This window comes from Rhodothermaceae bacterium, from assembly GCA_009838195.1.
Lineage (GTDB): Bacteria > Bacteroidota > Rhodothermia > Rhodothermales > Bin80 > Bin80.
In genome coordinates this window covers 24,270-48,123 of sequence record VXSC01000022.1, presented here as the reverse complement: position 1 = coordinate 48,123, position 23,854 = coordinate 24,270, and the positions used below count along the sequence as shown (strand labels likewise).

Annotated in this window: 17 protein-coding genes; 10 read left to right on the top strand and 7 right to left on the bottom strand. The window is 49.9% G+C overall.

Annotated elements, in window-relative coordinates; all coding sequences use genetic code 11:
- Nucleotides 1-4 precede the first annotated feature (4 nt).
- Nucleotides 5-1,303 carry a sulfatase-like hydrolase/transferase gene (locus tag F4Y64_05165; GenBank protein ID MXX96988.1) on the top strand — a complete coding sequence of 433 codons (1,299 nt, stop codon included), beginning with the start codon at nucleotides 5-7 and terminating at the stop codon, nucleotides 1,301-1,303.
- 85 nt (nucleotides 1,304-1,388) lie between these two features.
- Here F4Y64_05165 and F4Y64_05160 read toward each other — a convergent pair whose 3' ends face one another.
- Complete coding sequence (locus F4Y64_05160) at nucleotides 1,389-2,528, bottom strand: pyridoxal phosphate-dependent aminotransferase (protein MXX96987.1); 1,140 nt, start codon at nucleotides 2,526-2,528, stop codon at nucleotides 1,389-1,391.
- 158 nt (nucleotides 2,529-2,686) lie between these two features.
- On the opposite strand from F4Y64_05160, the gene F4Y64_05155 reads away from it, so the two are divergent.
- The gene (locus tag F4Y64_05155; protein ID MXX96986.1) at nucleotides 2,687-3,352 is read left to right on the top strand and encodes an HAD-IA family hydrolase; all 666 of its coding nucleotides are present in this window, start codon (nucleotides 2,687-2,689) and stop codon (nucleotides 3,350-3,352) included.
- Nucleotides 3,353-3,399: 47 nt separating this feature from the next.
- Here the strand turns inward: F4Y64_05155 and F4Y64_05150 are convergent, their stop codons facing one another.
- Nucleotides 3,400-3,756: a VOC family protein gene (locus F4Y64_05150; GenBank protein ID MXX96985.1), complete on the bottom strand. Its 357-nt coding sequence runs from the start codon at nucleotides 3,754-3,756 to the stop codon at nucleotides 3,400-3,402.
- A gap of 241 nt (nucleotides 3,757-3,997) precedes the next feature.
- Here F4Y64_05150 and F4Y64_05145 point away from each other — a divergent pair, with 241 nt between their 5' ends.
- The 4 genes from F4Y64_05145 to aroA all read left to right on the top strand — a co-directional run bounded on the left by F4Y64_05145 (nucleotide 3,998) and on the right by aroA (nucleotide 8,192).
- Nucleotides 3,998-4,441: a hypothetical protein gene (locus tag F4Y64_05145; GenBank protein MXX96984.1), complete on the top strand. Its 444-nt coding sequence runs from the start codon at nucleotides 3,998-4,000 to the stop codon at nucleotides 4,439-4,441.
- A 798-nt stretch (nucleotides 4,442-5,239) separates the two neighbouring features.
- A complete protein-coding gene (locus F4Y64_05140) occupies nucleotides 5,240-6,451 on the top strand; it encodes a type II toxin-antitoxin system HipA family toxin (GenBank protein ID MXX96983.1) in 1,212 nt (403 codons plus the stop codon).
- Nucleotides 6,400-6,606: a helix-turn-helix transcriptional regulator gene (locus F4Y64_05135; protein ID MXX96982.1), complete on the top strand. Its 207-nt coding sequence runs from the start codon at nucleotides 6,400-6,402 to the stop codon at nucleotides 6,604-6,606. The genes F4Y64_05140 and F4Y64_05135 overlap by 52 nt, the downstream gene beginning before the upstream one ends.
- A 305-nt stretch (nucleotides 6,607-6,911) precedes the next feature.
- Nucleotides 6,912-8,192: a 3-phosphoshikimate 1-carboxyvinyltransferase gene (gene aroA / locus F4Y64_05130; protein ID MXX96981.1), complete on the top strand. Its 1,281-nt coding sequence runs from the start codon at nucleotides 6,912-6,914 to the stop codon at nucleotides 8,190-8,192.
- Nucleotides 8,193-8,228: 36 nt separating this feature from the next.
- Here aroA and F4Y64_05125 read toward each other — a convergent pair whose 3' ends face one another.
- Genes F4Y64_05125 through F4Y64_05110 form a run of 4 tightly spaced genes read right to left on the bottom strand, consistent with a single transcriptional unit; the run spans nucleotide 8,229 to nucleotide 16,177 of the window.
- Nucleotides 8,229-8,555, bottom strand: a complete 327-nt coding sequence (locus tag F4Y64_05125; GenBank protein ID MXX96980.1) for an MGMT family protein — start codon at nucleotides 8,553-8,555, stop codon at nucleotides 8,229-8,231.
- Nucleotides 8,542-10,320, bottom strand: a complete 1,779-nt coding sequence (locus F4Y64_05120) for a GWxTD domain-containing protein (GenBank protein MXX96979.1) — start codon at nucleotides 10,318-10,320, stop codon at nucleotides 8,542-8,544. Before F4Y64_05120 ends, F4Y64_05125 begins: the two co-directional genes overlap by 14 nt.
- A 9-nt stretch (nucleotides 10,321-10,329) precedes the next feature.
- A complete protein-coding gene (locus F4Y64_05115) occupies nucleotides 10,330-12,513 on the bottom strand; it encodes a CRTAC1 family protein (protein ID MXX96978.1) in 2,184 nt (727 codons plus the stop codon).
- Nucleotides 12,488-16,177: a VCBS repeat-containing protein gene (locus F4Y64_05110; protein ID MXX96977.1), complete on the bottom strand. Its 3,690-nt coding sequence runs from the start codon at nucleotides 16,175-16,177 to the stop codon at nucleotides 12,488-12,490. Before F4Y64_05110 ends, F4Y64_05115 begins: the two co-directional genes overlap by 26 nt.
- Nucleotides 16,178-16,360: 183 nt before the next feature.
- Between F4Y64_05110 and F4Y64_05105 the strand changes: the two genes are divergently transcribed.
- The 4 genes from F4Y64_05105 (at nucleotide 16,361) to F4Y64_05090 (ending at nucleotide 20,143) form a co-directional block, all read left to right on the top strand.
- On the top strand, nucleotides 16,361-17,005 hold the full coding sequence (locus tag F4Y64_05105; protein MXX96976.1) for an IS110 family transposase: 645 nt from the start codon (nucleotides 16,361-16,363) through the stop codon (nucleotides 17,003-17,005).
- Between the two features lie 18 nt (nucleotides 17,006-17,023).
- Nucleotides 17,024-17,299, top strand: a complete 276-nt coding sequence (locus tag F4Y64_05100; GenBank protein ID MXX96975.1) for an IS110 family transposase — start codon at nucleotides 17,024-17,026, stop codon at nucleotides 17,297-17,299.
- 1,019 nt (nucleotides 17,300-18,318) lie between these two features.
- Nucleotides 18,319-19,470: a hypothetical protein gene (locus tag F4Y64_05095; GenBank protein ID MXX96974.1), complete on the top strand. Its 1,152-nt coding sequence runs from the start codon at nucleotides 18,319-18,321 to the stop codon at nucleotides 19,468-19,470.
- A gap of 49 nt (nucleotides 19,471-19,519) precedes the next feature.
- Nucleotides 19,520-20,143 carry a hypothetical protein gene (locus F4Y64_05090; GenBank protein ID MXX96973.1) on the top strand — a complete coding sequence of 208 codons (624 nt, stop codon included), beginning with the start codon at nucleotides 19,520-19,522 and terminating at the stop codon, nucleotides 20,141-20,143.
- A 75-nt stretch (nucleotides 20,144-20,218) separates the two neighbouring features.
- Here F4Y64_05090 and F4Y64_05085 read toward each other — a convergent pair whose 3' ends face one another.
- The gene (locus tag F4Y64_05085; GenBank protein MXX96972.1) at nucleotides 20,219-23,848 is read right to left on the bottom strand and encodes a VCBS repeat-containing protein; all 3,630 of its coding nucleotides are present in this window, start codon (nucleotides 23,846-23,848) and stop codon (nucleotides 20,219-20,221) included.
- Between the last annotated feature and the right edge of the window lie 6 nt (nucleotides 23,849-23,854).

Here is a 23,854-nt window from a genome sequence, read left to right as displayed (position 1 = left end):
GATTATTCGACTACTGCCCTTGCTGCTCATCATAGCTGGCTGCGCGGCTGAGCGCCCACCCAATATCGTACTCATCATGGCCGACGATATGGGCTACGAGACGCTGGGAGTGAATGGTGGATTGAGTTATGATACACCACATTTGGATTCCCTCGCTCAACATGGAATGCGATTCACCCATGCATTTTCGACTCCTCTCTGCACACCTTCAAGGGTACAGTTGATGACCGGCAAATATAATTTTCGAAATTACATTGGATTTGGGTTGCTGGATCCAGCTGAACAAACATTTGCCCATCTGTTGCAGGATGTCGGCTATGCCACGGGAGTTGCTGGCAAGTGGCAGTTGTATGGTAACATGTACCAACGAGAACTGGCGGGACGGGGTGGATCAACTCCCGAGGAAGCAGGATTCGAAGAATTTGCACTTTGGCAGTACATCGAGCGTGGCAGCCGTTACAAGTCACCTACAATACATTACTCTGGTCAGGAACCTGAAACATTCCCCGATGCTTATGGGCCGGGTCTCTATACAGATTACATTGAGGAATTCTTTGAACGACACCAGGATGAACCGTTCTTTTTGTATTTCCCGATGGCCTTGCCACATGACCCTTTTCTGCCACCGCCCGGCCATCCTGATTTTGACAGCCTTGACATTGCCACAGCGCGCAACGATACTGCATATTTTGCTCCCATGGTGAGCTATGTGGATAAACTGGTTGGCCGCATCACCGGCAAACTACATGAATTGGAGCTTGACCGCAATACATTGGTGTTGTTCACAACGGACAATGGGACCCATCGGATCGTATCCTCTCAGCACAAAACAGGACTGATCCGAGGTAAAAAAGCCTATCCTGTCGCTGCGGGAACGCATGTACCACTCATCGCATACTGGCCCGGAACGATTCAGCCGAATATCGTCAATGATGCGCTGGTGGACTTCACAGATTTTCTACCAACTCTGATTGAAGCGGCAGGGAGTAGCGTCCCAGACGATTTTACGGCAGACGGACTGAGTTTTTATGATCAGTTCACCGGACTGGCGGATACCACGCGCAGCTGGATCTATTGCCATTACGATCCACGGTGGGGCCGGTTTGCACCGGCGCGATGGGCGCAGGATCAAACTTGGAAACTCTATGGAAATGGGCAATTTTTCAACTGGTCCGAGGACCGTGACGAAGTTCAGGCCTTGGATGATTCTACCCTTGACGAGCGTGCTCAATTGGCAAAAAACAAGCTGCAGGGCGTCCTTGACCGGATGCCCGCATTGCCACAGGTTCAATCCGAAGACTGAACTGGGCTGGACGATATGGCTACGTGGCAATTGCACGGTCGCTCCCTGCCCTTGCAACCTGTAATCGCTCGGCGGCTGCTCTGAATCAGCCGGTCAGCGCTTCCAGCCCCCTGACCAGACGATCGATTGCTCGCGTCAGTGTTGATTCCTGGAGAGCACCGTACGCAATCCGCAGACTGGTAACTCCTTCCATTCCAAACGTATCTCCGGGAATTACAGCCACACCATACTCCTGGATTAAACGGGTTGTGAGCGTCTTCGCATCTAACTGCGAGTCAACCGATAACAGAAAGTAAAATGCACCATCGGAAGGAGAAATGGTGACTGGAGCCTGTATACTCCGCAGTCGCCGCAATACCATGGCACGCACTTTGGCCATAGAACTCACATACTGCTTGCAATAGTTACCCCCATCTTCCAATGCTTTGAGTGCCGCTACCTGGCTCAGGATTGCCGGACAGATCTGATTCGTATCCTGGATTTTTCGCACATCGGCCAGGATATGCGGCGGGATCGCCATATAGCCCAGCCGCCAGCCTGCCATCCCGTACGCTTTGCTCATGGAAAAGAGTGAGATCGTATGCGCATGCGCCCCGGGAGCACTTCCTGGGGAATAATGCTCCGCCCCATCAAATGTGAAGTACTCATATGCCTCGTCAGACATGTGATAGATGCCATGCCGAGCACATAGATCATTGATCGCTCTGAGCGTTTCTGGAGGATATACAACGCCAGTTGGGTTGTTCGGTGAAATCGTAACAATCGCGCGGGTCCGTGGAGTGATTGCACGTTCAACGGCACTCACATCTGGAATCAATGAATCGTCGAGTGTAACCAGAACTGGCGTGCAGTCCGCGATACGCGTTGCCATTTCGTGATTGAAGTAATATGGCACAAGTAAAATGACTTCATCTCCCGGGCTGGTCACCGCCAACAGCGATGCAAAGAATGCCATATTGCTTCCGGCAGTCACAACAACTTCATAACCGGGATCCAAACGGTTCTCTGTGGTGAGTTTCTGTGCAAAGGCACTTCGGAGCTCCGGCCTCCCGATGACATACCCATAGCCGTGAGTATCTGGGGAAGTGACCGCCGCGGCAGCTGCTTCAAGAGCTGCCGCCGGTGGGCCATAATGAACCACGCCTTGCCCAAGAGAGATCGTTCCTGGGTTTTCCCGCATAAGATCTGCAACAAACCCCATTACGGGCATTTGCACTGACATCATGCGATCTGATCGTGAAGGTATTACCACAACAGTTTTATTTTTGCGTTACTCGAAATGTGAAGATACTCAAGTCGGCCCTTTGTACAATCCAAACAAAAGAATGTATCGTAATCTGATGCAGATCGTTAAAGCTCTTTCATTCATCCCCTCCTGACACTGTGATAACTCTCACTTGTGACGCGTTACTGTTTGATCTTGACGGTGTACTCATAGACTCCAACCACGTCTACGAAACGCACTGGGCGATCTGGGCAAAAGAACGGCGCGTATCGGTTGAACACATTCTGGATATTCATCATGGCCGCCCTGTTACGGAGACGATCCGACTGGTTGCTCCCCATTTGGATCCTATCGTGGAAGCAGAAGCCTACAGAGATGGGCTGGCTGCCAGTAATCACCTGGAGCGTGTGCGTTTATTTCCGGGGGTTGCTGCACTGCTTGAACATCTTCCTCAAGATCGCTGGGCGATTGTAACGAGTGCACCGCGCCCCTCCGCCCTCCAAATGCTTCGTCACGTAGCACTGCCAATGCCAAAGGTGTTCATTAGTGGGGACGACATTGGGCGGGGGAAACCGGCCCCAGATCCCTACTTACAGGCAGCTCAGGGCCTAAACCACCAGATTGGGCGCTGCATTGTCATTGAGGATGCACCTGCAGGTATCCAGTCTGGCCAATCGGCTGGAGCACAAGTGATCGCCGTCCAAACGACCAATCCATCTGATTCTCTGAAAGAGGCCGACTTGATCGTCAATACGATTGCCGACCTGCAGATTCAACATGTGGATTCCCACTTGAACATTACCTGTAACCCGGGTGGATCGTAGGACTTTCGGTGGAAACTTGATGCCCTTTCCTTTGGAGTTCGGACAATCTACTTATCACTCCAAACTGCAAGTTCGTTGCCACTGGGATCAAGAAAATGGAATCTCCGACCACCGGGAAACGAGAAAATTTCCATACAGATTTCGGCACCGGTATCGGTAATTCGCTTCAATGTGGCCTCCAAATCATCTGCATAAAGAACAACCAACGCAGCACCGCCTTTGGTACTGTCAGACTTCAATGGGGAACGATAGAAACCGCCATCAAGTCGGCCATCGTTGAAGGCAACGTAGTTATCACCATAGTCTTGAAATGTCCAACCGAACACCTTCCCGTAAAACTCTTTCGTGTCCGAAAAATCCTTTGAAGGCAATTCAATGTAGTTAATTCTCTTGTCTTCAAGCATGATTTTAGTCTATCTTGTAACGAATAAATACAGCACCCGAACCACCACTCCCATTGAACTGTTTGAAATGTTCCTTGGTGACCTCATATTCCATTAGCCAGAGAAAGATGAAGCAACGACAATGTACGCAATTTGGAGAGAGATTGATAGGTCTTGAAATTTTGAAACTTTGAAACTTAGTATATATTCATGCGGATTGTGTAGTTACCTCGTGTTTTTCGAATTTGGTATTTACTGAACCATGGCACACGTTCAAACACATATAGATGATCCTGAATTAACTCATTTTCACAGCATAAGTAATTTTCTGGAGTTTGAGGAAATAGAGACATTTTTTTATTCAGAACCAGACTATCGTCTCATCGACAAATATATCGATGGTCTAAAAATAGGTGTGGCTTTTTTGGGGACCATAAAAGTGCTTTCAGATGAAAATCGAAAAGTAGTCAAGAAATTGGCTGCCAAGGCGTTTGAAGCTGTTGCATTGCTTGAACAAGGTTTGAATTATTACAAGAGTCTACCCGAACATGTGTCTTGGAAGCAAAAAGCACATGATAAGCTCGAAGATCTGGTGATTTTACTTGAAGATGTTGGAGAAATCTGTGCACTATCTGCAAGTGAAGAGTTTACCCAGATGATAGAGGCTGAGATGAAGAGTTTGATGGATGAATCAGCGGGAGATTAAGAAGGGTAAAAATATTTGAATGAGAACTTGCTCTGCAAGACAAAACGTATCGAGGGTTAGCAGGTAAAGTTGAAATCATCCTAAACCGTCTCGCCTCTGGTGAAAAACTCAATGAAAAGAGATGCTTAGGATGTGATGGTTTGATATCTCAGATTCGATGCGGTACAGGAAACATGGGTCGAAGATCTGGTACACGAATCATCTATTCTAAGGATGAATCGCAATTGTTGGTTTTATACATCTACCTAAAAACGCTGAAGGTAGAATTTCCAGCAAGAAGATAATGAAGATGTTTAACGAGTCAGTGATCTAATTTTATCGTGCCCCCGCCCTGATTGGTTTTTCATGATTGATACTCGAACAGGTGTCGGACTATGCATACACACCTGGTAGTGAGTTCACGACGTGGTAGAGAACCCCAACGATGTTTCGCCGATTCACCTACTCAGGTGGCAAGTCTGAGTGTATCGGGGTTATGTTCCATGTCAGGGGACGTGGTGCCGATCTATCGTTGAAGCTGGCCCGAGTTGTACCATCGGGTGACTTTGCGTGTGGTATGTGCCAGTCGACTGTTCATGCCCCCAATGATATTCGTAGTTTGGAGCCGTTCTCTCGGAATTCGGAACGAAAATCACTGGCAAATTCTCATTCAGAAATGATCAAATACTTTTTATTGTTGAATACCTGAGAAATTATTTGACCAATTATATTTTATTTAGAATTAGCAATTCTTCTATTCGACAAAACATGTTTTATAATATTTAATCCCACTAGTGAACAACCGGGAGGATTGAATCAATGGCAATTAATCTCTGGGGTAAGGTATACTACAGGGACACTTTCGCTGGCATTCTGTCGCGGGAGGCTGGAGGCCGATACGTATTCACCTACGACGAGAGCTATCTGCAAAGCTCTTTACCCGCCATTTCTTACACGCTGCCGCTTCGGGCCGAGCCTCACTTAAGTGAATACGGATTGCATTCCTTCTTTGACAATCTATGTGCTGAGGGCTGGCTTAAGAACGTGCAAGCACGTGCACTTGGCCTGTGGAGGAACGACCGTTTCGCGCTGCTACTTGCCTTCGGCACAGACCTTGCCGGTGCCGTAAGCATCATTGATCCAGATCCTGCCGGGGACATTAAAATCGATCACAACGACCCGGAAATCATTGCAGCACTTTCAGCAAGAGCGTCTCTTTCCGGGGTTCAGCCAAAAATGGGTGCAATAAAGGAAGGCCGTGTGTTCCGCCCCGTGGAGCGCGGTGAGCGGGCAACCCATATAGCCAAGCTCCCGCCTCCAACACTGCCCGATATTCTGGGACTTGAGTACATCACTACGCAGGCGTGCAGGGCTCTTCTTAAGAAAGACATCGTTGTGGAGATGACTTTGAGACCGCTTCAGGGCGTTTCGGAAAGAGCTCTGCTCATCAAACGGTTCGACAGGGCTGAAGACGGCAAGCAAATTCACTTTGAGGAATTTAACCAGTTGCTCGGTAATCACTCGGAGGATAAATACTTGGCCTGTTACGAGGACATGGCCAATTTTATCATCCAAAACAGAGATATATGCTTGCGGGCAGAGTGCGATACCCTGTTTCGCCAGGTAATGGCCTGTATTCTCACGGGAAATACAGATGCGCACCTTAAAAATTTCGCTATGGAGTATACAGAAAGCGGATTGCGCCTCGCTCCTTGCTATGATCTTGTCGCTACCGCCTGTTACCCTGAATACCAGACGCTGGCGCTGGGAATTGCAGGGACAGAGAACATGAGAATCGGCAGCATCAGCCCGAAAAACATAGTCCGACTGGGCAATCTGTTCGGACTACCCGACAGGGCAATTATGTTGGCGGTTTCTGACTTCGCTAGTCGTCTTGACAGGGCCCACAGCGCTATTGATGCCTCGAAAAATGTCGACCAGCATATTAAAGACAAATTGCATCAGCAAATAAAGAAAAGATGGAACGGGACATTCGACTCAATTGGGACTTACTTGTCAAAGAAGCGATAAAGCGGCGCAAGGAACGAAAAATCTCCCAGCGCCGCCTAGCCGCTATAGCGGAGGTGAGTCAACCGACGGTCTCACGCTTCGAGCAACAGAAAAAAGACATTCAGCTTTCAAGCGCTGTTAAGATCCTCGATGTTCTGGGATTGATCGAGAAATAAGAAACTCAGAATTGTGGACTTAAATCTGGAAAGAACGTAGAGTGCCATCTCAAGTCCTGTTTACTGGCTAAAGAGGTTCCAAGCCATACCTCGAACAAACTGGGGCACGCAACTCGGTACGGTCTCAGCAATATGGGTACAAGAGAAACGTACATTATCTTGGGTGGTTTGCACCAAAAATTGTAGGCTTTAACGTTCCAGTTTCACGGATGGGGACCCTCCTACCTGAAATCACCTCATTGAGCAGTGAAGCGTAAAAGCGGATGTGAATACTATGGGGAATTGTAGAATCCCCCTTCGTTGCCATGATACAGACTATTTCTGGTTCGACTCGTTTTGCAGGAACCGCGAAGCTCCCCGCAGATAAATCAATCGCCCATCGGGCCGCACTCTTCGCATCCATTGCGGATGGACCCTCGACGTTGCACAATTTCCCTGCAAGCGCTGATCCGCAGAGTACTCTTTCCTGCCTTCGGCAGTTAGGAGTTCCAATTGAGACCTCTCAGTCGAACACCGTATTGATCAAGGGGGTCGGACGGAATGGATTCTGTAAATCCAATACTCCTCTTGATTGTGGCAACTCTGGGACAACCATGCGTTTGCTCTCTGGAATGCTTGCGGGACAACCCTTCGACAGTGAGTTGATTGGAGACTCTTCACTCAGCGCACGCCCGATGGGACGGATTGCCGACCCTCTGCGAATGATGGGAGCCGACATCTCACTCACCGATGGACACGCCCCGATCAAAATACGACGCTGTGATGGCCTGAAAGGGATTGATTACCGGCTTCCTGTCCCCTCAGCACAGGTAAAATCCTGTGTCCTTCTCGCAGGACTATGGGCCAGTGGGCGCACAACCGTGCTGGAAGACATTCTCTCACGTGACCACACAGAGCGGATGCTTAGTCTTCCCGTATCCCGCTCTATGCAAGGTTGCTCTATCAATTCGGATGCGTCCCATCCTATTCCCAGTGGTACGATGATCTTGCCGGGTGATTTTTCTGCTGCTGCATTCATACTGGTCGCCACACTGATTGCCGGAACTGGGCCGGTTCATTTACCGAATGTGGGACTCAATCCAAGCCGAACGGGGTTACTGGCCGTGCTGAAACAAATGGGGGCAAATATTCAAATCACTGAGCACAAGACCTCCGAGTTAGAGCCCATCGGCGACCTAACCATAGAGCGAACTCCACTGCACGGGGTTGTGATCAGGGGCCGACAAATCCCGAATATCATTGACGAAATCCCGGTCATTGCTGTAGCCGGAGCGTTCGCAAAAGGAACCACCATTCTACGCGACGCGACGGAACTGCGCTACAAAGAGTGCGACCGAATTCATGCCACCGTAACAAACCTCCGCAAATTAGGAGCAGAAATTGAGGAGTTCAAGGATGGATTTGCGATTACCGGGATGGTGCCCTTGAGAGGAACTACGGTTTCCAGCTATGACGACCACCGGATCGCGATGGCAATGGGAGTAGCTGGCTTGGGAGCATACGGAACGACAACCATTCAAAACGCGCACGCCACTTCCGTATCATTTCCAGAATTCTGGGATACGATCGCCAAACTGAAGGAATGACGGGGAGCTGCTGCCTGGTAATCGGAAAATACGGGATCAATAGAATTCGCTACCAGGAACCCATAAATGACGTGACATGATCACACAGCCTTCCTCGTCGAAGGTGACCCCTTCCATACGAAGCAACTGCTCCATAATATTGGGGCCCCCGAAGTTCTTTGCTCCCGTCAATGCGCCATTGCGATTCACCACTCGGTGACACGGCAAATGGGATCCTTTGGCAGCCTTGAGTGCCCAACCGACGGTTCGGGCAGCACTTCTGCTTCCAAGATATTCGGCAATATGTCCGTACGTGGTTACTTTTGAGCGTGGAATCTGGGCAACGGTATCCCAAACATTCTCAAAAAATTTACCCTTGGTCATCAAACAGCGTCAATGTGAGACTCCTGGATATCTCTTGACCCGATATCTGGTCCTGAACACTGACCGTGACGATAATTTCTCCCGCCCTTTGACCCAAATCCAGATAAACTTCCTCCGTCTCCAGCCTGCTTTGCCCTTCAAATTCGACACTTGTAGAGGAGATACGTCGTCGTCCTGATGAAACCTGATACGTAACCTTATAGGAGGTTTGGTCTCCCTGCCCGTAGGCCAGATGGTAGATTTCGAACCCTAAACCAAACCGCATCCCCTTGTATATCCACTCATGAGGCCAGGGGACCAGTTCGTCAGTGTCTATGTTGTGGGCGAGAGGTATTAAATCGCTCATCTCGAGAGTCGCTCCACTGGCATCCAATGCGCGCAGCGAGTCAATTCGCCTGGATGCAAGCTGTAATCGATTCCCAATACCCGCTGGAGTGACCTCATGTTGATCCCACTGGAGCGCCAGATGATAGAGCCCGGTACTTCCATTTACCTCAATCGTCTGAACGGGAATGGTAACCGCCTCCGAAGCAGATGGCATCTCAACACGGATGGCATCCGTCATCGTATTTAACCGTGTGTGCGCTGCATCCTCTTGAGCAACGAAGGATTTGATGATATACTCTTCTTGAGCCGGATGTCCAGGGACTGTGAAGCTGGTAGACTCAGGATGCCAGTAAATCTCTGTTGTCGTTGTCCCGTCAGGTTTTAGAAATCTTGCATGACGTACCCCCAATGCGAAAGTTGGCAGAGCATTCAGAACCTCTGATGTACTTGAGGGGAGTAAGATCTCCCGTTGATAAGCGGCCTGCTGATCTTGCGTTCGTGCACTCAGGATAGTATTCTGTGCAAAAAGGATCGGGGGTTGCCTCAACTCCTGGTCAAGATCTAACTGTTCAGGAGTCTCACCCTGTACCAGAGCTGCCCCTGTAATGATCTTTGAGTTTTCTACGTTATCGCGGCCTCTCAGTCGCCCTGTTTCCTCACGTGCAGCCAACCACAAGTCAACATCATTGAATCTTGATCCGAAATGGTGATGTTCCAGGGCCAATTGCCGGTATATAGACCGCATAGCAGCCAGTAACATTCTGGATTTCACCAGTCCACGACCACTATATCCTAAGCCAGACCGGAGCACAGAAGGCAATAAATCCGACGTATCGCCGATCCGATAGAATCCCCCATCCTGTATAAACAGAAAGTATGCATCCCGATCAAGATTCAAGTATCTCCAGAATTCATTGTCTGGAAAATCCGCTGGGCTCACGGCAATACCAGGTTGATAGATTGCATCAATCAGCAGTGGATCGTCAAAAGTAACTCGACTAATCCGCTCCGGCTCCCCATAGCGAACATAGATTTCGCCGCGCTCATCATATCCCTCCTCACATGATGTGCACCCATAGTGGTCCAGTGCATACTGCACGCGCCGGACATGTTCGACCATGCGCTCGTTGACCTCAGAGGCAGGGAGCGGATCCTGGCTTCTCCACCAACCCAGAATAGAACTTCGTGCACTCAGAGTTGTCTTGATCGAATCTGATTCAACTACGGTCGGCAGAATTGACTCGGGTAGAAGTGGCATCAGCCTCCGCAATTCAACTTCCAGTGCAGGGTCACTTGCCAGATCTGTATCCTCAAACAATGACTCATACTCAGCTACAGCTTGGGCAATGTCTTCCAGATCTAGTGACTGTGCCCAGACGTTCTGTCCTGCCACGCAACAGAGTACAGAAAACAGTAACATGTACGTCCTGCTAGTCATGATGCAGTGTTACGGATTGGTTCCTCCTAATCGCACAGGTTTCAGCGAGACCACTTCAAATTCAGAGTCTCCCTCACGGAGTCGGATGAGTTGCTTCATTGGTACATTCCTGAATGTATCAACGCTTTCCGGGGCTGGCCACTTGACCTCAATTTGATTAATGGATGTAGCTTTCCCGAGACCAATCTCCACTCGCAAGGGCGAAGAACCAAAGCTTGCACCGGTACCAACCACTCGATATAGTGTATCTGCATCGGTCACAACTGAAATACGGGCCCCCATCCCGCTATAATTGGAGGTGGTCCCCTCAAGGGACAGGATCACCCATCCATTGCCATGCCCCGGGTTTTCGAAAAGCGTATTCCTTGCCAGATCCCCCTCAAACGCTCCGCCCATGACCTGATATACATCTTGATCACCATCATGATCTATGTCTCCAAAGGCCACTCCATGGCCTTTCTGCAAATGCCCAAAGCCGCCATGGGTTGTGACCTCCTCAAACCTAACCCCGTTAACGTTCCGAAACATCCGGTTAGGCATTAGTGCACGAAGATTTGGGTCTCCGGTTCCCACATAGAAATCAAGCCACCCATCACCATCGAGATCTCCGTAATTACTTCCCATCGTGTACATGACCTTGTTCAATCCGGTTTGTTCGGTCACATCTTCAAAGGTACCATCTTGCAGGTTTCGATATAACCGAGGCTTTTCGTCATTGCCGGGAATTCCCAGGAATTCGGCTGCGATGTCACCGGCGGTGGCACGCCATCCAGAAACAAATAGATCTAGCCAGCCATCCTGATCAAAATCCCAAAACCATGCCGGAAAACTATCCATGGGCTCACGTATCCCCGCAATATCGCCCACATCAATAAAGGTTTTGCCTTCCTGATTCTGAAAGAGTTGATTCGGTTCCCGGTATCGACTAATAAACAGATCTGGCCAACCATCATTGTTGTAGTCGCCCCAGACCACTGCCTTTGTATATCCCATCCGAGCAAGTCCATAGTCCCGACTAGCCTCTACGAATGTTCCGTCCCCTTGATTCACAAAAAACTCATTTGGATTGCGTCCGGCCATGGGATTTGACTCATTTCCTATGAAAAGATCCAGGTCTCCATCCCGATCAAAATCACTCCACGCAGCTGTTTGTGTTGGGTTTCGGGAATAGATTCCTGCCTCTCTGGTCACATCTTCAAACCTTCCCCGTCCATTATTGCGCAAGAGCGAATTTGGATGCCCTTCATCGAGCCAGGCTCCGCGCAAAACCAATACGTCCTGATCGCCATCATTATCATAGTCCGCATGCACCAGGTTGAGCCCGCCGGTCAGACCAGTTAGTCCTGCCTCTTCTGTACGTTCTTCAAATCCACCGTTCCCGTTATTCTCGAAATACAGAAGTGGATCTCGCAATCCCCAGGAAGAAACCATAAGGTCCAGCCAACCATCTCCAGACAGATCTTCCAGGACTACTCCTCCCGACAACGCCATCACATCCACTCCCAGATGTGGGGCCACATCCGTGAATCTGCGGATGGCGGTCGTAGGTTGCCATGATTCCATTGGGATGCGCCACTTGGGATCAATCCCATCCGGGTAACTGCCCAAGGTCATATGAGCAAGGTTCAGCAACCACAGTGAATTCAGATCGGTGGAGTCTTGGCTAAGAATCTGTTCATACCATTGGATGGCCATTTCGGACCCTCGCCGCTGGGTATGAACACCCGCGGGATCAATCGGAAACAGACATCTGGCAGCCGTATGATTGATGAGGCAGTTTTCCTGCTCTCCAATACGGAGGTAGCTGAGTGCAAGATGATCCATGATCGCCAACTGCCGTAACGGATCGCCCGCATTTGGATATGCTTGCATGGATTCCATGATCCCTTCGAAGATTATCACGGCCTCTTCGCTCTCCCCTGCACGCAGGAGCTCAGTCCCCAGTAATGATTCATACTGAATCCGTTCAGAGGGGGCTGTAGGGGGTGTCACCTTTTTGAGTTCTGCTACGCGTGCCCGATTTGCATGCGCATTGCCGCGCGGATACATATCCGTTTCATCAGCAATGAATGCCAACTCTTCTGCCATTTGCACGGTGCTCGTGGGCGTAGAAGAGGTACATGACGTAAAAATAAATATGCAAAGCAGTAACCAGCGAAACATTCGACTATTTCTTAAGGGTAAGCACGCCATCTTTTCCTCCCAAGTCCATCACGATTGGCTCCTGGTTCGGCCAAGTGACTTCAACAGCGGTAGCCGAGCGGTCCCGTAAACCTAAGATCGTTGATTGAGCATTTTGTGACCAGTAGCCAGCTCCCGCGGTCACGATGCGCGTGGGGCCACGGGTACCATCTGAATACACTACGCGAAGAGCAGATCCAATCGCATCCGCGGGGCTGTCAAACTCAATGTAAACGTTCTCTTTTGTGGATACCTCTTTGTACACCAGAGTCGGCCCATTGTGCTGTGCAAATGCAATCTCATGCTGCCTGTCCCCATCAAAATCCCCGACCGAGACCGCCCTCCCTTCCCCATAGACTTCAAATCCAGACCTCTCTGCAGGTACAAACGTTCCGTCCCCATTTCCCAGAAGGAGAAGTCCTCTTCCGGCATCCTGCCGGGGAGTCGACAAAGGATATGCGAACCAGTTCTGAGACAAAACGATATCTTCATTTCCGTCTTGATTGGCATCCAGTACAATGGGGCTGATCCCCGCACTATACTGCGCTTCTGGGTGCAGCGGGTGATACTCGAAGTGATCTCCCCGATTGAGAAAGATGCTGGATGCATACGTATTGACTTCCAGCCCCGCGGCATTCCGTATTGGAAGAAGTTCATTCGCACGTATGGTACTGAACTCCCGATGGGAGGCAATCCGCATCTGTATCCGGGCCGCCATGACCTGAACCAGATCAGCGAGCATCCGGGATGGTCTATAGATTTCAGTCTCTGGATCAAGGAACGATTCCAGCATGTTCGTTCGACCGTCCGAATTGAAATCTCCGTAGCTTAGGCGTACCTGTGTGGTGCGACCATATCGGTGATTCCATCCGGCATTCGACGCGACGATATCCAGTGCACCGTCTCCATCAAAATCTCCGAGTGCCACTCCTCGCCACCAGCCCCTGAACGAAGCGAGTCCAAGTGATTCCGTGTGATCTGTCAGCCGATCCAACCCTCCCTTGAATACCCGAACCGCTCCCCACTCCGTAGCCAGAATCAGATCACTGAATCCATCCCCATCCAAATCTCCAAATGCACTTCCATTTACGAGTCCGAGGTCACGCAGCGGCTCACTAAATTTGCTACTGACCCTGAACGTACCCTCTTGATTCAAATAGACGTGGCTACTTGTTGGATTAGGATAGTGACCTGGAATAAAATGGCCGCCCACAAAAAGATCAAGGTCTCCGTCTGCATCTATGTCCACTGCGGACATAGGCCCTAGTGCGGCTAGTCCAAATGGGAGTCTTTGGTGTTGCACTTTTTCCGCATCTGCATTGATGTCGTAGATGTGTACCCAGGAGGAGTCCCGGAACCGCTCATCGTTCGACTCTCCCACTATGATGCGTGTGAGTCCATTGTCAACCGGGTAAGCCAATAATCCGGCTGCATCACCAGGTAATGAATCCAGAATTGGTGATCCATTAAGCCGGATCATATGGCCACGACCTCCACCCTGAAGCAGTTCATCACGACCGTCTCTATTGACATCCACCGCTGCGAGCGCTGGCCCCCGACGACTGAGACGCCAAGGCAGAAGTGGCTGCAGGGCAAAATCATCGAAGTCATGCTCAATCACCGGGCTGACCTTCTGATGAAGTTGATACATGGGCTCTGGTGTCTGGAATTCGGGCGCTATTGCGGTGCCGGACTCTTCGATGACATAGAGCCGGTTCCCTTTATTAACCTGAATTCTGGATTGCCGGCCGAGCGGCCAGTTTACTTCAATCTGACACGGTTGATCTTTCATTGCAAATACCGCCACATACTGATTGGATGAGAGGTAACTACCTCCTGCAGACATCTGTTTGGTTTGCTCGGGTAAATCAGCACACTCAACTCGTATGTTTGCTCCAATCCCTGCTGTATTGGGGGGCTCTCCCTCCAGAATGACCGCTAGGCGATCCGCCCCACCTGTATTGCGATAAACTCCAGGGGGGGCATTGAGACGATTGGTTACGATATCCAGGTCTCCGTCTGCGTCCAAATCTCCCATTGCCATTCCATGAGTAATATCTGCATCCTGTCCGAACCCCCATCCTCCGGGCATATCTTCGAAGGTGAGGTCTTTGCGATTACGGAATGCGACGTTTTTGAGTGCAAGGGGAGGAAAATCCAAGATTAGCTTTTTGCCCTCTTTCCACGAGGGCACCGCGGCCATACGACGTTGTTCAACCATTTGTGCATCCAGATCCTGCACGTCGAATACATGTCCTGTGGTAATAAGAATATCCTCCCAGCCATCAAGATCTATATCTATAAAGCTGGTCGCCCAGGACCAGTCTGATGCCGCAATCTCTGCGAACCAAGCCAATTCGGCAAACGTGGTATCGCCACGGCCAATCATGAGCGTATTCTGCATTTCCTGGGGGCGAAAAGATTCGTCCCCAAGAGGCGGTTCAATGGGAATCCGTGTGTTGCGCTGACGAAGTCGTAGAGAATAATCCCGGCTCAGCATATCCGTAGCAAAGAAATCGGTGATCCCATCTTTGTTCACATCTCCAAAATCCACCGACATGGTTGCGTTGCTGGTCTTGCGGAGCGTGTGAGCCGGTGCACGCTGAAATCTCCCATACCCCAATCCGATCCACAACTCATCTGGGCTATCAAAATCGTTGCAAACATACAAATCTGTGATTCCGTCCCCCGTCACATCGTAAAATTTTGCCGTGAGTGCCCAATCCCTAGGGATAGAAGTCAATGGGTGTCCTTCCGCATCTAGAAAGGAGCCGCCAATCCATGATACTTCAGAAAATTGTCCCGACCCATCATTGAGATAGAGTCCATCCGGCTCTGCGAGCTCATAACGAATGACTCTACTGCCAATACTTGTAAACCTGTAGTGTGCCTGGAACTCCTCCTTGGGTTCCAGTCCATCCTCCTGGAGTACGGCATCCCAGGTGATGGCCTCAGGTGGCAAACTGTCTGCCAGCACGATACGCTTATACCTTGCGATATATGCATCCAGATCTCCATCCTGATCCACATCCGCCAATGTGGCTGTGGTGCTCGCATAAGACGAACGAAGACCGGACGCATCTACAGCTCGAGTAAATGCACCTTCTCCTGTATTTAGATAGACAGCTCCCGGCCCAAGTGGCATGGTAAGGAGTAGATCTAGATCCTTGTCTCCGTCCAAGTCAATCATCACCACCCCGGAGGTGCTCTCACCTGTACGATCCAATCCCGATTGAGATGAAATGTCTTCAAACTGCCAATTCCCGAGGTTTCGGTAGAGCACATCTGGTGCTGCCAGCCGAGCCACGTATACATCTGGTAGCCCGTCCCCAGTCACATCCCCAATGGCAACCCCGGAACCATGCCTCATATTTCTGTTTTCGACAATCGCTTCAAGGGAGACCTGATTCTCTGCGACCATCCCTGACTGCTGTGCATTCACTTCCGTGAATCCTGTCCGGGAGCGGCCTCTCACATTCAACTCCTGGTAGCGGAATCCCTCTCCCTGAATCCACCCAGATGTTGAATCTGTGCAGCCCATCACGGAAAATAGAAGAACTGCTGTGATGAAGTAAAGAGGGTTGGCACGCATCCGATTACCCTGAAGACAACTCCATATGTATGCCGGCTTCAGCAAATAAGCCACGCGCAGTGGACCATTGATCCTGTAGAGCATAACCGTCAAATAGATGACCGTTTTCGAGGTGCATGGATCGGAAAATTCGAGTGGCCTACAGTACTGATCAGTGTGGTACTCCTTGCCCTGATATATGTGCAAATCCCTGGTATAGGTTACATATGATGACAGGTTCCCTTCCGGGGCTTATCCTTTCAGCGTTTAATCAACCTTCATCCGATCATGCAATCACAACGGTCTTCCCTTTCAAGTTTGATGCGTTATTTCGTCGGTCTGGACGTTCATCGCGATACAACTGCGGCATGCGTCTACGATTTGAATCTACGGCGTCACGGTTACGAAACCGAATTTTGTGCTCACACACCGAGCAAGCTCTCCCGCTTTGTCGATCATGTCCGCAGGAAGTACGGCGAGTTTCGTGCTTGCTATGAGAACTGTGGTTATGTGCTGTACATGGACTTGAAAAAATTGGACGTTGACTGTGCAGTGATTACTCCAGGCTCCATTCCTCAACGTAACGGGAATCGAATCAAAACAGATCAACGGGATGCGCGAATGCTGGCCGAGTTCTTTGCAAACAACCTCCTGACTGAATGCTTTATTCCAGACCAGGAATATGAATCTGCTCGAATTCTAGTCCGCAGTCGTACGGGATTACTTCAGACCCTACACCGTACGACAATGCGTACGATTCACCTATTGCGTGGTCGTGGAGAGGTCTACAATGCCGGCAACTATTGGACCAAGAAGTTCATGGTTTGGATTAACCAAGTCGAACTGGAGCAGGCCAATGATGAGCATATCCTGCGAGGCTATCTGGCGGAGATTGAGTTCATCGTGCCTCGAATCCGGGAGGTGGAGAAGTAAATCCAGATCACGGCTGCCATGCCCAGGTTTTGTGAATCGGTTCAAAATTTACAGGGGTTTCGGGGGATCGGATTGGCGACAGCGATGCAACTGGTCTGCGAGATCGGAGACTTCAGCCGATTCAAAAGCGCAACGACATTCATGGGCTTCTTGGGATTAGTTCCGTCGCAACATTCATCGGGAAGCACGACGCGCCATGGGGGGATTACCAAGACCGGGAATGCACAAGCGCGAAAGCCATGGTCGGTGCAGCGTGGAAGTATATTCATTATCCCCGGCATAGTGCAACTCTGAGTGAACGGCGAAAGGACTGCAGCGCCCCAGTCGTTGCCATCAGTCAGCGAGCAGAAAAACGGTTACACAAGCAATATATCTCCCTGACGAAACGCCGTCCACCGAAAGTCGCCGCAGTCGCAATCGCTCGCGAGCTGTCTGGCTTTCTGTGGGAAGCGATGCAAACCGTTCCAGCGAAATGAATCGTTGCGGATTATCATGGGGAAGGCTCCTCCAGGCGAGAAAGGAGAGCCCACGTGTCCTACTTTTGGTAGCTCACCTAGCGAGCCCGAGTTTTATAGATTATGGCAGATCCGACGAATTTATAATTAAGCATTATGGCCATTGGCCTAGCATGCGCATACCAGTACGATCAGCCGTCGTAACAACGCCAGGGTACCCTTCCCCTTGATAACTCGCAAAACTTCGTGACAATGTAACAAAAAACCGAACATACCGCCCTTGATGGAACCTGTCATCCTATACCAGTAGGACAACCGTCAGATAAGGCTACGGGGCGCTATGTATTTACGTGGCACACTCTGGACAGACACTAGCTAGCCGTGTCCAAACTTTCTCCATTAACTTAATCAATGTGTACAGTTGGAACCTTTGACTACATTTGATGTAAGCCACCACTGGTCCCGTTTTGGTACCTTGAACTTGAACTTTGAAACCTTAAATTTTGAAACCATGACAAATTCAATTAAGTATTGGTCTATGCGCGCTGTTGTGATGATCGTTTTAGCATTTCTTGCTTATACCGGTGGTTCATTGCTTGAGCAAGCAACCGCCACTGTTGAGGTTGAATATTGTGAGAATGACCGGTGTAATAGATCCTGGATCTTCACTGGGTTTGGATGGTGCTCAGATTCGCCACATTCCAATACTGGCTGTGAAGCACAAGATTTAAGCTGTCGGACATACAGTTGCAATGTTGGTGGTGATGATGGAGATGTAGGTTGTGAGAAAGATTGTCCTGGCGGCCCCCAATAGTCTGTGTTAACTTTTGGCTGGTAGAGCAGTTTTTACACGACTGGATGCCTCTTTTTCTACTTGTGACTAGGTATGTTGGATTAGTGACTCTGACTGCTTTCTTTCATGTGACGGCATTTCCCCAAGTCGTAATTCATCCAACGAGTGAAAATATTCCCGACCCTTCCGATCCTCGGTTTGAGTTGCGACATGGATTAGATGGTGATGAATCCTGGGAGTGGGATTCATTGGAAATGTCGTCCATTGGAGTCAATGAAGGTAGCCTTTCTCAGATGCTCGGGTTTGTGTTTGATTTGAAGACAGACCATAACGGAACGATTTACTATTTCGATATTGTGCATCAAGAGGTTCGGGCTTATGACTACAGAGGCAACTGGATTTCGAGCGTTGGTTCTCCCGGAACTGGACCAGGAGAACTTGCGAGTCCTCTCGGACTCGCTGTGGTATCTGAACGTAATCAGGTCATAATTGCTGACCAGTTCATAAATCACATTTTTGAGCGCAAAGATTCGTCATTCCAACTTGTAGCAACACAACGACCAATATATCCGAGCATTAACGGTAGAATGTGTGCCATGGACGAACACTACTATCTCGTTAGCTTTAATAACACAGAAACATCTTCCAAAATGGGATTAATCCACAAGTATACCTTGGAGGGTGAATGGGTTACTTCTTTTGGGAATTCCTACGACTACGATGATCCATTTGTGGTTTCTGAGTTTGCTTACAATACCTCTCTTGCCTGTAATTCCGAGTATCAAACCATTGCATTTGTCACGCGTGGCATTCCTGCAATGACCGGCTATTCGGATCAAGGGGAAAAACTTTGGCAGGTAACTTTCCCAGGTCATCGTCCAATTACGACGAAAGAACACTGGGAAAATGGAAGAAAATATCTCACAGAAAACCGTGACGATGGCACCTCGGCATTCGGACCATTATTTTCTGACGGTGAGTACTTCTATGTGGTCTATGTTTTTGCTCAGAAGGAATCAAGATTCCATTTCTTTTCTAAGCCCAAACTCTCGGGTGGCCACGCATTCAGAGTACATGCACAAACAGGATTGGGCATTTATTTGGGGTCTTCAGGTCCAGAGCCCGGGGAAATTTTGAGAGCTATAGATGGGGAATACCGCTTCACTACAACTGAGACCTCAGGGTTCCCCCAGATTCGTATATACAAGTCTCAGTAGAGCCTGAAAATGGACAAGTTGCTTGAAAAACAAATCTACAGTGATCGGCATGAATAACCGCTGGTGGTTTTTTTCTGCAGTTACATTGGTTTCCGTGTCATTTATTCTAGGCCTCACCGGGAAATTTCACTTTATTCCTACTTTAGAACTTCGCTGGCCTGATGAGAGAGTACACCCTGAGTATGTTCCGTCCTACGGAACTATTCCCGAGAAGGAACTCGTCATGGTGTTTATCGGATCATCCACCTGCGGATACAGCAACGATAGTTCCCTTCCAGAATTGATTGAAGAGGCGAAGCTAAAACTGAAAGACAAAGCTACTGACCAAGGTTGGTCCTTCAGCACAGTTGGTGTATCAATTGACTGGATAACATCGGACGGCATAGATCATTTGGACAAATTCGGCTATTTTGATGAGATTATGACAGGACGAAAATGGCATGGTACGGGAGCAAATATCTATTTAAGAGATATCCAAGGTATCAATGCGACACCCCAGATACTTGTGCTTGCGCGAAATCCTCAACAAAGCAAGGAGGATGGGAGGAAGCCAGTGCAAAGAGAGACGCCGGTTTATCGAGTCGCAGGTCTGAACCAAATTGATAACTGGTTGAGTCGAGGACTTCCATTGCCAAAAGATGTATTGAATACTATCTTAAATATAAATCCATAGATGTATCGCGTCTCAAATAACGCAATGTTTAGATTGCATCCCAAATTGCTTTGTTACAACCATTCACATTAGTATTTATTGCTGGATGATCTTAACCATCTGGGTATTTGGATGAACCACGACAGTAGTATCTGCCCCGCTTGGCCAACTGACATACACTTTTTTGATCCCATCGCGTGGAGTTAACAGAGGGAAAAGGCTGTTCTGACTCCAATACCCGCTTCCTGCAACAACAGCTGTCGCAGGACCAAACGAACCATCCCGATATTGTGCCCGAACATTGGCTCCGATGGCAAATGTATTGGCACGTTCTGTCCGCAGCTCAACACGAAGACCAACCTCGGCAGATTGATTCTCAAGATATACTACGGGGCCTGCATTTTGGGTCACTGCCAGATCTAGACGTCCGTCCAGGTTAAAGTCGGCAGCTACGGATGCCCGCTGAGAGCCATAAATCCGAATCCCTGAATGCTGTGCAGACTGTGGGATTAACTCGTGAGATTCATTTGAAAGCAGCAGCAGCCCTCGACCACTATCGAGTCGGGGATAGCCCGAAGCAACTGCGAAGAAATTCTGACTTAGAAATAAATCGATTCTCCCATCGCCATTGAAATCCCCCACCACCGGCGCAAAGGCGGGCGACCACTGAGCTTCGGCCGCTAGCGGAACTGCCTCATAGTGCGACTCCCTGTTCATAAACACAGTCGTTTGCCAATGCGTAACTTCGTGATCAGCAGCTCCAGATAATACAGGGCCGAAGATATCTTCCGCCGAACGCTCAGAGAATTCTCTATACGTTCGAATGTGTTGACGCAAAATTGGCAAGGCATGTGTGAGCGTCTGAAAATCCTGCACCAATCCAAATGCATCCAGATCAGGGGTCCACTGAACTTCGAGAAGATCCATGCTGCTGTTCTGATCCAGATCGCCATAGTAAGCACGAAGGGGAGTGTTCTGGTCATAGGGAACGTTCTGTCCCCAGTTGGTCGCAACTAGGTCTAGCCTTCCATCTCCATCAAAATCGGCCGGTGCAACCCCATTCCACCACCCCACATAATCCGTGAGCCCCAAGGAGCGTGTCATACGAACCAGTTGACCACTCCCTCGGTTGTGGAATACCTGTACGGGCCCCCACATCGTTGCAAGTGCGAGATCCGTCTGCTGATCACCATTGAGGTCTGCTGCGACAGCCCCGGATACGAGTCCCAGATTTTCGAACGGCGCACTGAGTTCATCATCCCGAAGGAGCTCTCCCTCGCGGATCCGATAGATGGTACTGGTTGCAACCGAGGGGTATTGACCGGGGATAAAATGCCCCCCGACAAAGAGCTCCAAAGAACCGTCTCCGGTGAAATCCCCCAACGCAAGCGGCCCAGGAGTCTCTGTCCCTAGGGTATAGGTGGTTTCCACTCCACCGAATGACACCTGAAGAATCTGAGAAGAATCTCCTGCGTCTTCTGGAGTCCGCTCATAATTACCTACTGCTGCCCATACGACTCCCGGTAGAGCAACCATTCCCGCGTGATCTCCAGTCGAGGAATTACCTAGGTACTGTTTCGTTGCGAATGCCCCTGCATTATTGACAGACAATTGCAATCTCTTCCCCTTTCCGCCTCCCAGAATCAGATCCTCATCCCCATCAGAATCTATGTCTGCCGCAATCAGTGCTGGCCCCCTCTGGCTGAGCTTATGCGGAAGTAGTGGCTGTCGGGCAAAATCTGTATAGCTGGTCTCTTCATGCTGCAATCCGGTGCTGGAGGCCTTGAATAGTACCTCTGTAGGCGGATGCTCCGTAGACTCCTTGAGTTGCGGGGATGGCTGCATGATCCAATACTCACTGTTTGGTATCACCTCGTCAACCCTGCTGAATCCACCACCAGGCCAGTGTACCTCAATGACCGCACCGCTTGAATAGGCGAACGTGCGTGCTGCATCACTGGATGAAAGGTACTCCCCGCCCGCAATGACCTCCTGATTCTGTGGTGGCAAACCGTCGCTGACGACACGTACAAGTGCACCAACACCTGTAGGGTTAGGGGGCAGTCCCTGAAGACGGACAAGGATCCGCTCGGCTTCCGCATCATTGCGGAATACCCCGACGGGACCATCCAGTCGATTGATCACCAGATCCTGATCTCCATCTTCATCAAGATCTGCCATTGCCATGCCATGAGATACATCCGGGTTTACTCCCAACCCCCAGCCCTCTTCAACCAACTCGAATCGCGTATTCCCAAGATTGCGAAATGCAATATTTGGTAAATCCAGATCTGGGAAATCCAATAAGACCTCTCGCCAGGGGCGTCGAGAGGAGCGGGCAGCAATCTGAGCATCCGCGTCCATCGCATCGTATGCATGCCCTGTGGTGAGAAGTAAATCAGGCCATCCGTCCAGGTCTACATCGGTGAATGCACTGCTCCACGTCCAGCCGGTTGCGGCAACACCGCTATAGCGGGCAATTTCGGCGTAGGTTGTATCCGAGCGATTGATCAGCAGCATGTTCTGCATCTCCTGGGGGCGAGCACGGATATCGCCCATGGTCAATACTTCAGGGGGAATCACAAAATGCTGTCTTTGCCGCTCGGTATAACTGCCACTCAGCATATCTGCCAGAAAGAGATCTACATGCTCATCCGCATTGATATCTGCCGCTGCCACAGACATTGTTGACTGGCTTGTCTTTCGAAGCGCCAGTGTGGAAGCGGCTCTGAATGTACCATCTGCACTCCCGAACCAGAAGGCATCCGGGCTTTCGAAATCATTGCATACATAGAGATCCGGGTGCCCGTCCTGATTGAAGTCCTGAAAACGTACCGCCAGAGTCCAATACTGGGGCACTTTGGTTAACGGATCTCCGTGCTCATCCAAGAACGACCCATCGGTGAACGAGCCTTCCGTAAAACTCGCATCTCCATCATTATAAAAGATTCGATCGGGCTCAGCAAGTTCGACCCGCATCAATCGACCTTCCTGGTGGACGAGTTTATAGTCCTTTGACCAGAACTCGCGCACGGCGAACGAGTCGGCAACCGGTTCAACGACGCGTTCAAACGTGATCTCTTCCGGGGGCCAGATATCTTTGACCGTAGCCTCTTTATAGAACCCGACATACAGGTCCAAATCTCCGTCCGCATCTATATCAGCCAGCGCAACTGAGGTAGCACCCCCAGATTGAGGAAGGTTTGCCTCGACAGTAAAATCTGTGAATTGACCTGTGCCGTCATTCAAGAACAACTGCACCCCGCTTCCTAGCGACGTCACAAGAAGATCTAGGTCCCCATCTGCATCAACATCTACGAATGCTCCGCCGATTGCTCTTGGGTGAACAAGGCCTAGACCTGCCTCAAGTGTGATATCCTGGAATTCCCAACGTCCCAAGTTGCGATGGAGTGTGCTGTGATGCTCCATTCCTGCCAAAAAAACATCAGGCAGACTGTCTCCATCCACATCTCCGATGGTTACCCCCGATCCATTTACAACATGCCGGTTGTCTACAAAAGTCGACGTGCTGATATGATTACTGAACGCAATCGCATCGGGGATTTCGGAGAACCCGGTCCCCGTGCCAATGGGGGAAAGCAGTGGACGCACCCGGTACTCTTCAAACGAAGTCCATGTGCGTTCTGGCTCGGAGGTGCATCCCACAAGAAGGAGTACTCCAAGCAGGAACACACGCCAAACCGTGCATGTGGAGCACCTGGGCATCCAGAG

What these genes read in the sequence shown, in the direction of transcription:
- F4Y64_05140 (MXX96983.1), top strand. Translation starts at nt 5,240, where the DNA reads ATGGCAATTAATCTCTGGGGTAAGGTATACTACAGGGACACTTTCGCT.
- F4Y64_05150 (MXX96985.1), bottom strand. Translation starts at nt 3,756, where the DNA reads ATGCTTGAAGACAAGAGAATTAACTACATTGAATTGCCTTCAAAGGAT.
- F4Y64_05100 (MXX96975.1), top strand. Translation starts at nt 17,024, where the DNA reads ATGCCCAGGTTTTGTGAATCGGTTCAAAATTTACAGGGGTTTCGGGGG.
- F4Y64_05090 (MXX96973.1), top strand. Translation starts at nt 19,520, where the DNA reads ATGAATAACCGCTGGTGGTTTTTTTCTGCAGTTACATTGGTTTCCGTG.
- aroA (MXX96981.1), top strand. Translation starts at nt 6,912, where the DNA reads ATGATACAGACTATTTCTGGTTCGACTCGTTTTGCAGGAACCGCGAAG.
- F4Y64_05105 (MXX96976.1), top strand. Translation starts at nt 16,361, where the DNA reads ATGCAATCACAACGGTCTTCCCTTTCAAGTTTGATGCGTTATTTCGTC.
- F4Y64_05115 (MXX96978.1), bottom strand. Translation starts at nt 12,513, where the DNA reads ATGGCGTGCTTACCCTTAAGAAATAGTCGAATGTTTCGCTGGTTACTG.
- F4Y64_05095 (MXX96974.1), top strand. Translation starts at nt 18,319, where the DNA reads ATGCCTCTTTTTCTACTTGTGACTAGGTATGTTGGATTAGTGACTCTG.
- F4Y64_05160 (MXX96987.1), bottom strand. Translation starts at nt 2,528, where the DNA reads ATGATGTCAGTGCAAATGCCCGTAATGGGGTTTGTTGCAGATCTTATG.
- F4Y64_05085 (MXX96972.1), bottom strand. Translation starts at nt 23,848, where the DNA reads ATGCCCAGGTGCTCCACATGCACGGTTTGGCGTGTGTTCCTGCTTGGA.
- F4Y64_05120 (MXX96979.1), bottom strand. Translation starts at nt 10,320, where the DNA reads ATGACTAGCAGGACGTACATGTTACTGTTTTCTGTACTCTGTTGCGTG.
- F4Y64_05110 (MXX96977.1), bottom strand. Translation starts at nt 16,177, where the DNA reads ATGCTCTACAGGATCAATGGTCCACTGCGCGTGGCTTATTTGCTGAAG.
- F4Y64_05125 (MXX96980.1), bottom strand. Translation starts at nt 8,555, where the DNA reads ATGACCAAGGGTAAATTTTTTGAGAATGTTTGGGATACCGTTGCCCAG.
- F4Y64_05145 (MXX96984.1), top strand. Translation starts at nt 3,998, where the DNA reads ATGGCACACGTTCAAACACATATAGATGATCCTGAATTAACTCATTTT.
- F4Y64_05135 (MXX96982.1), top strand. Translation starts at nt 6,400, where the DNA reads ATGGAACGGGACATTCGACTCAATTGGGACTTACTTGTCAAAGAAGCG.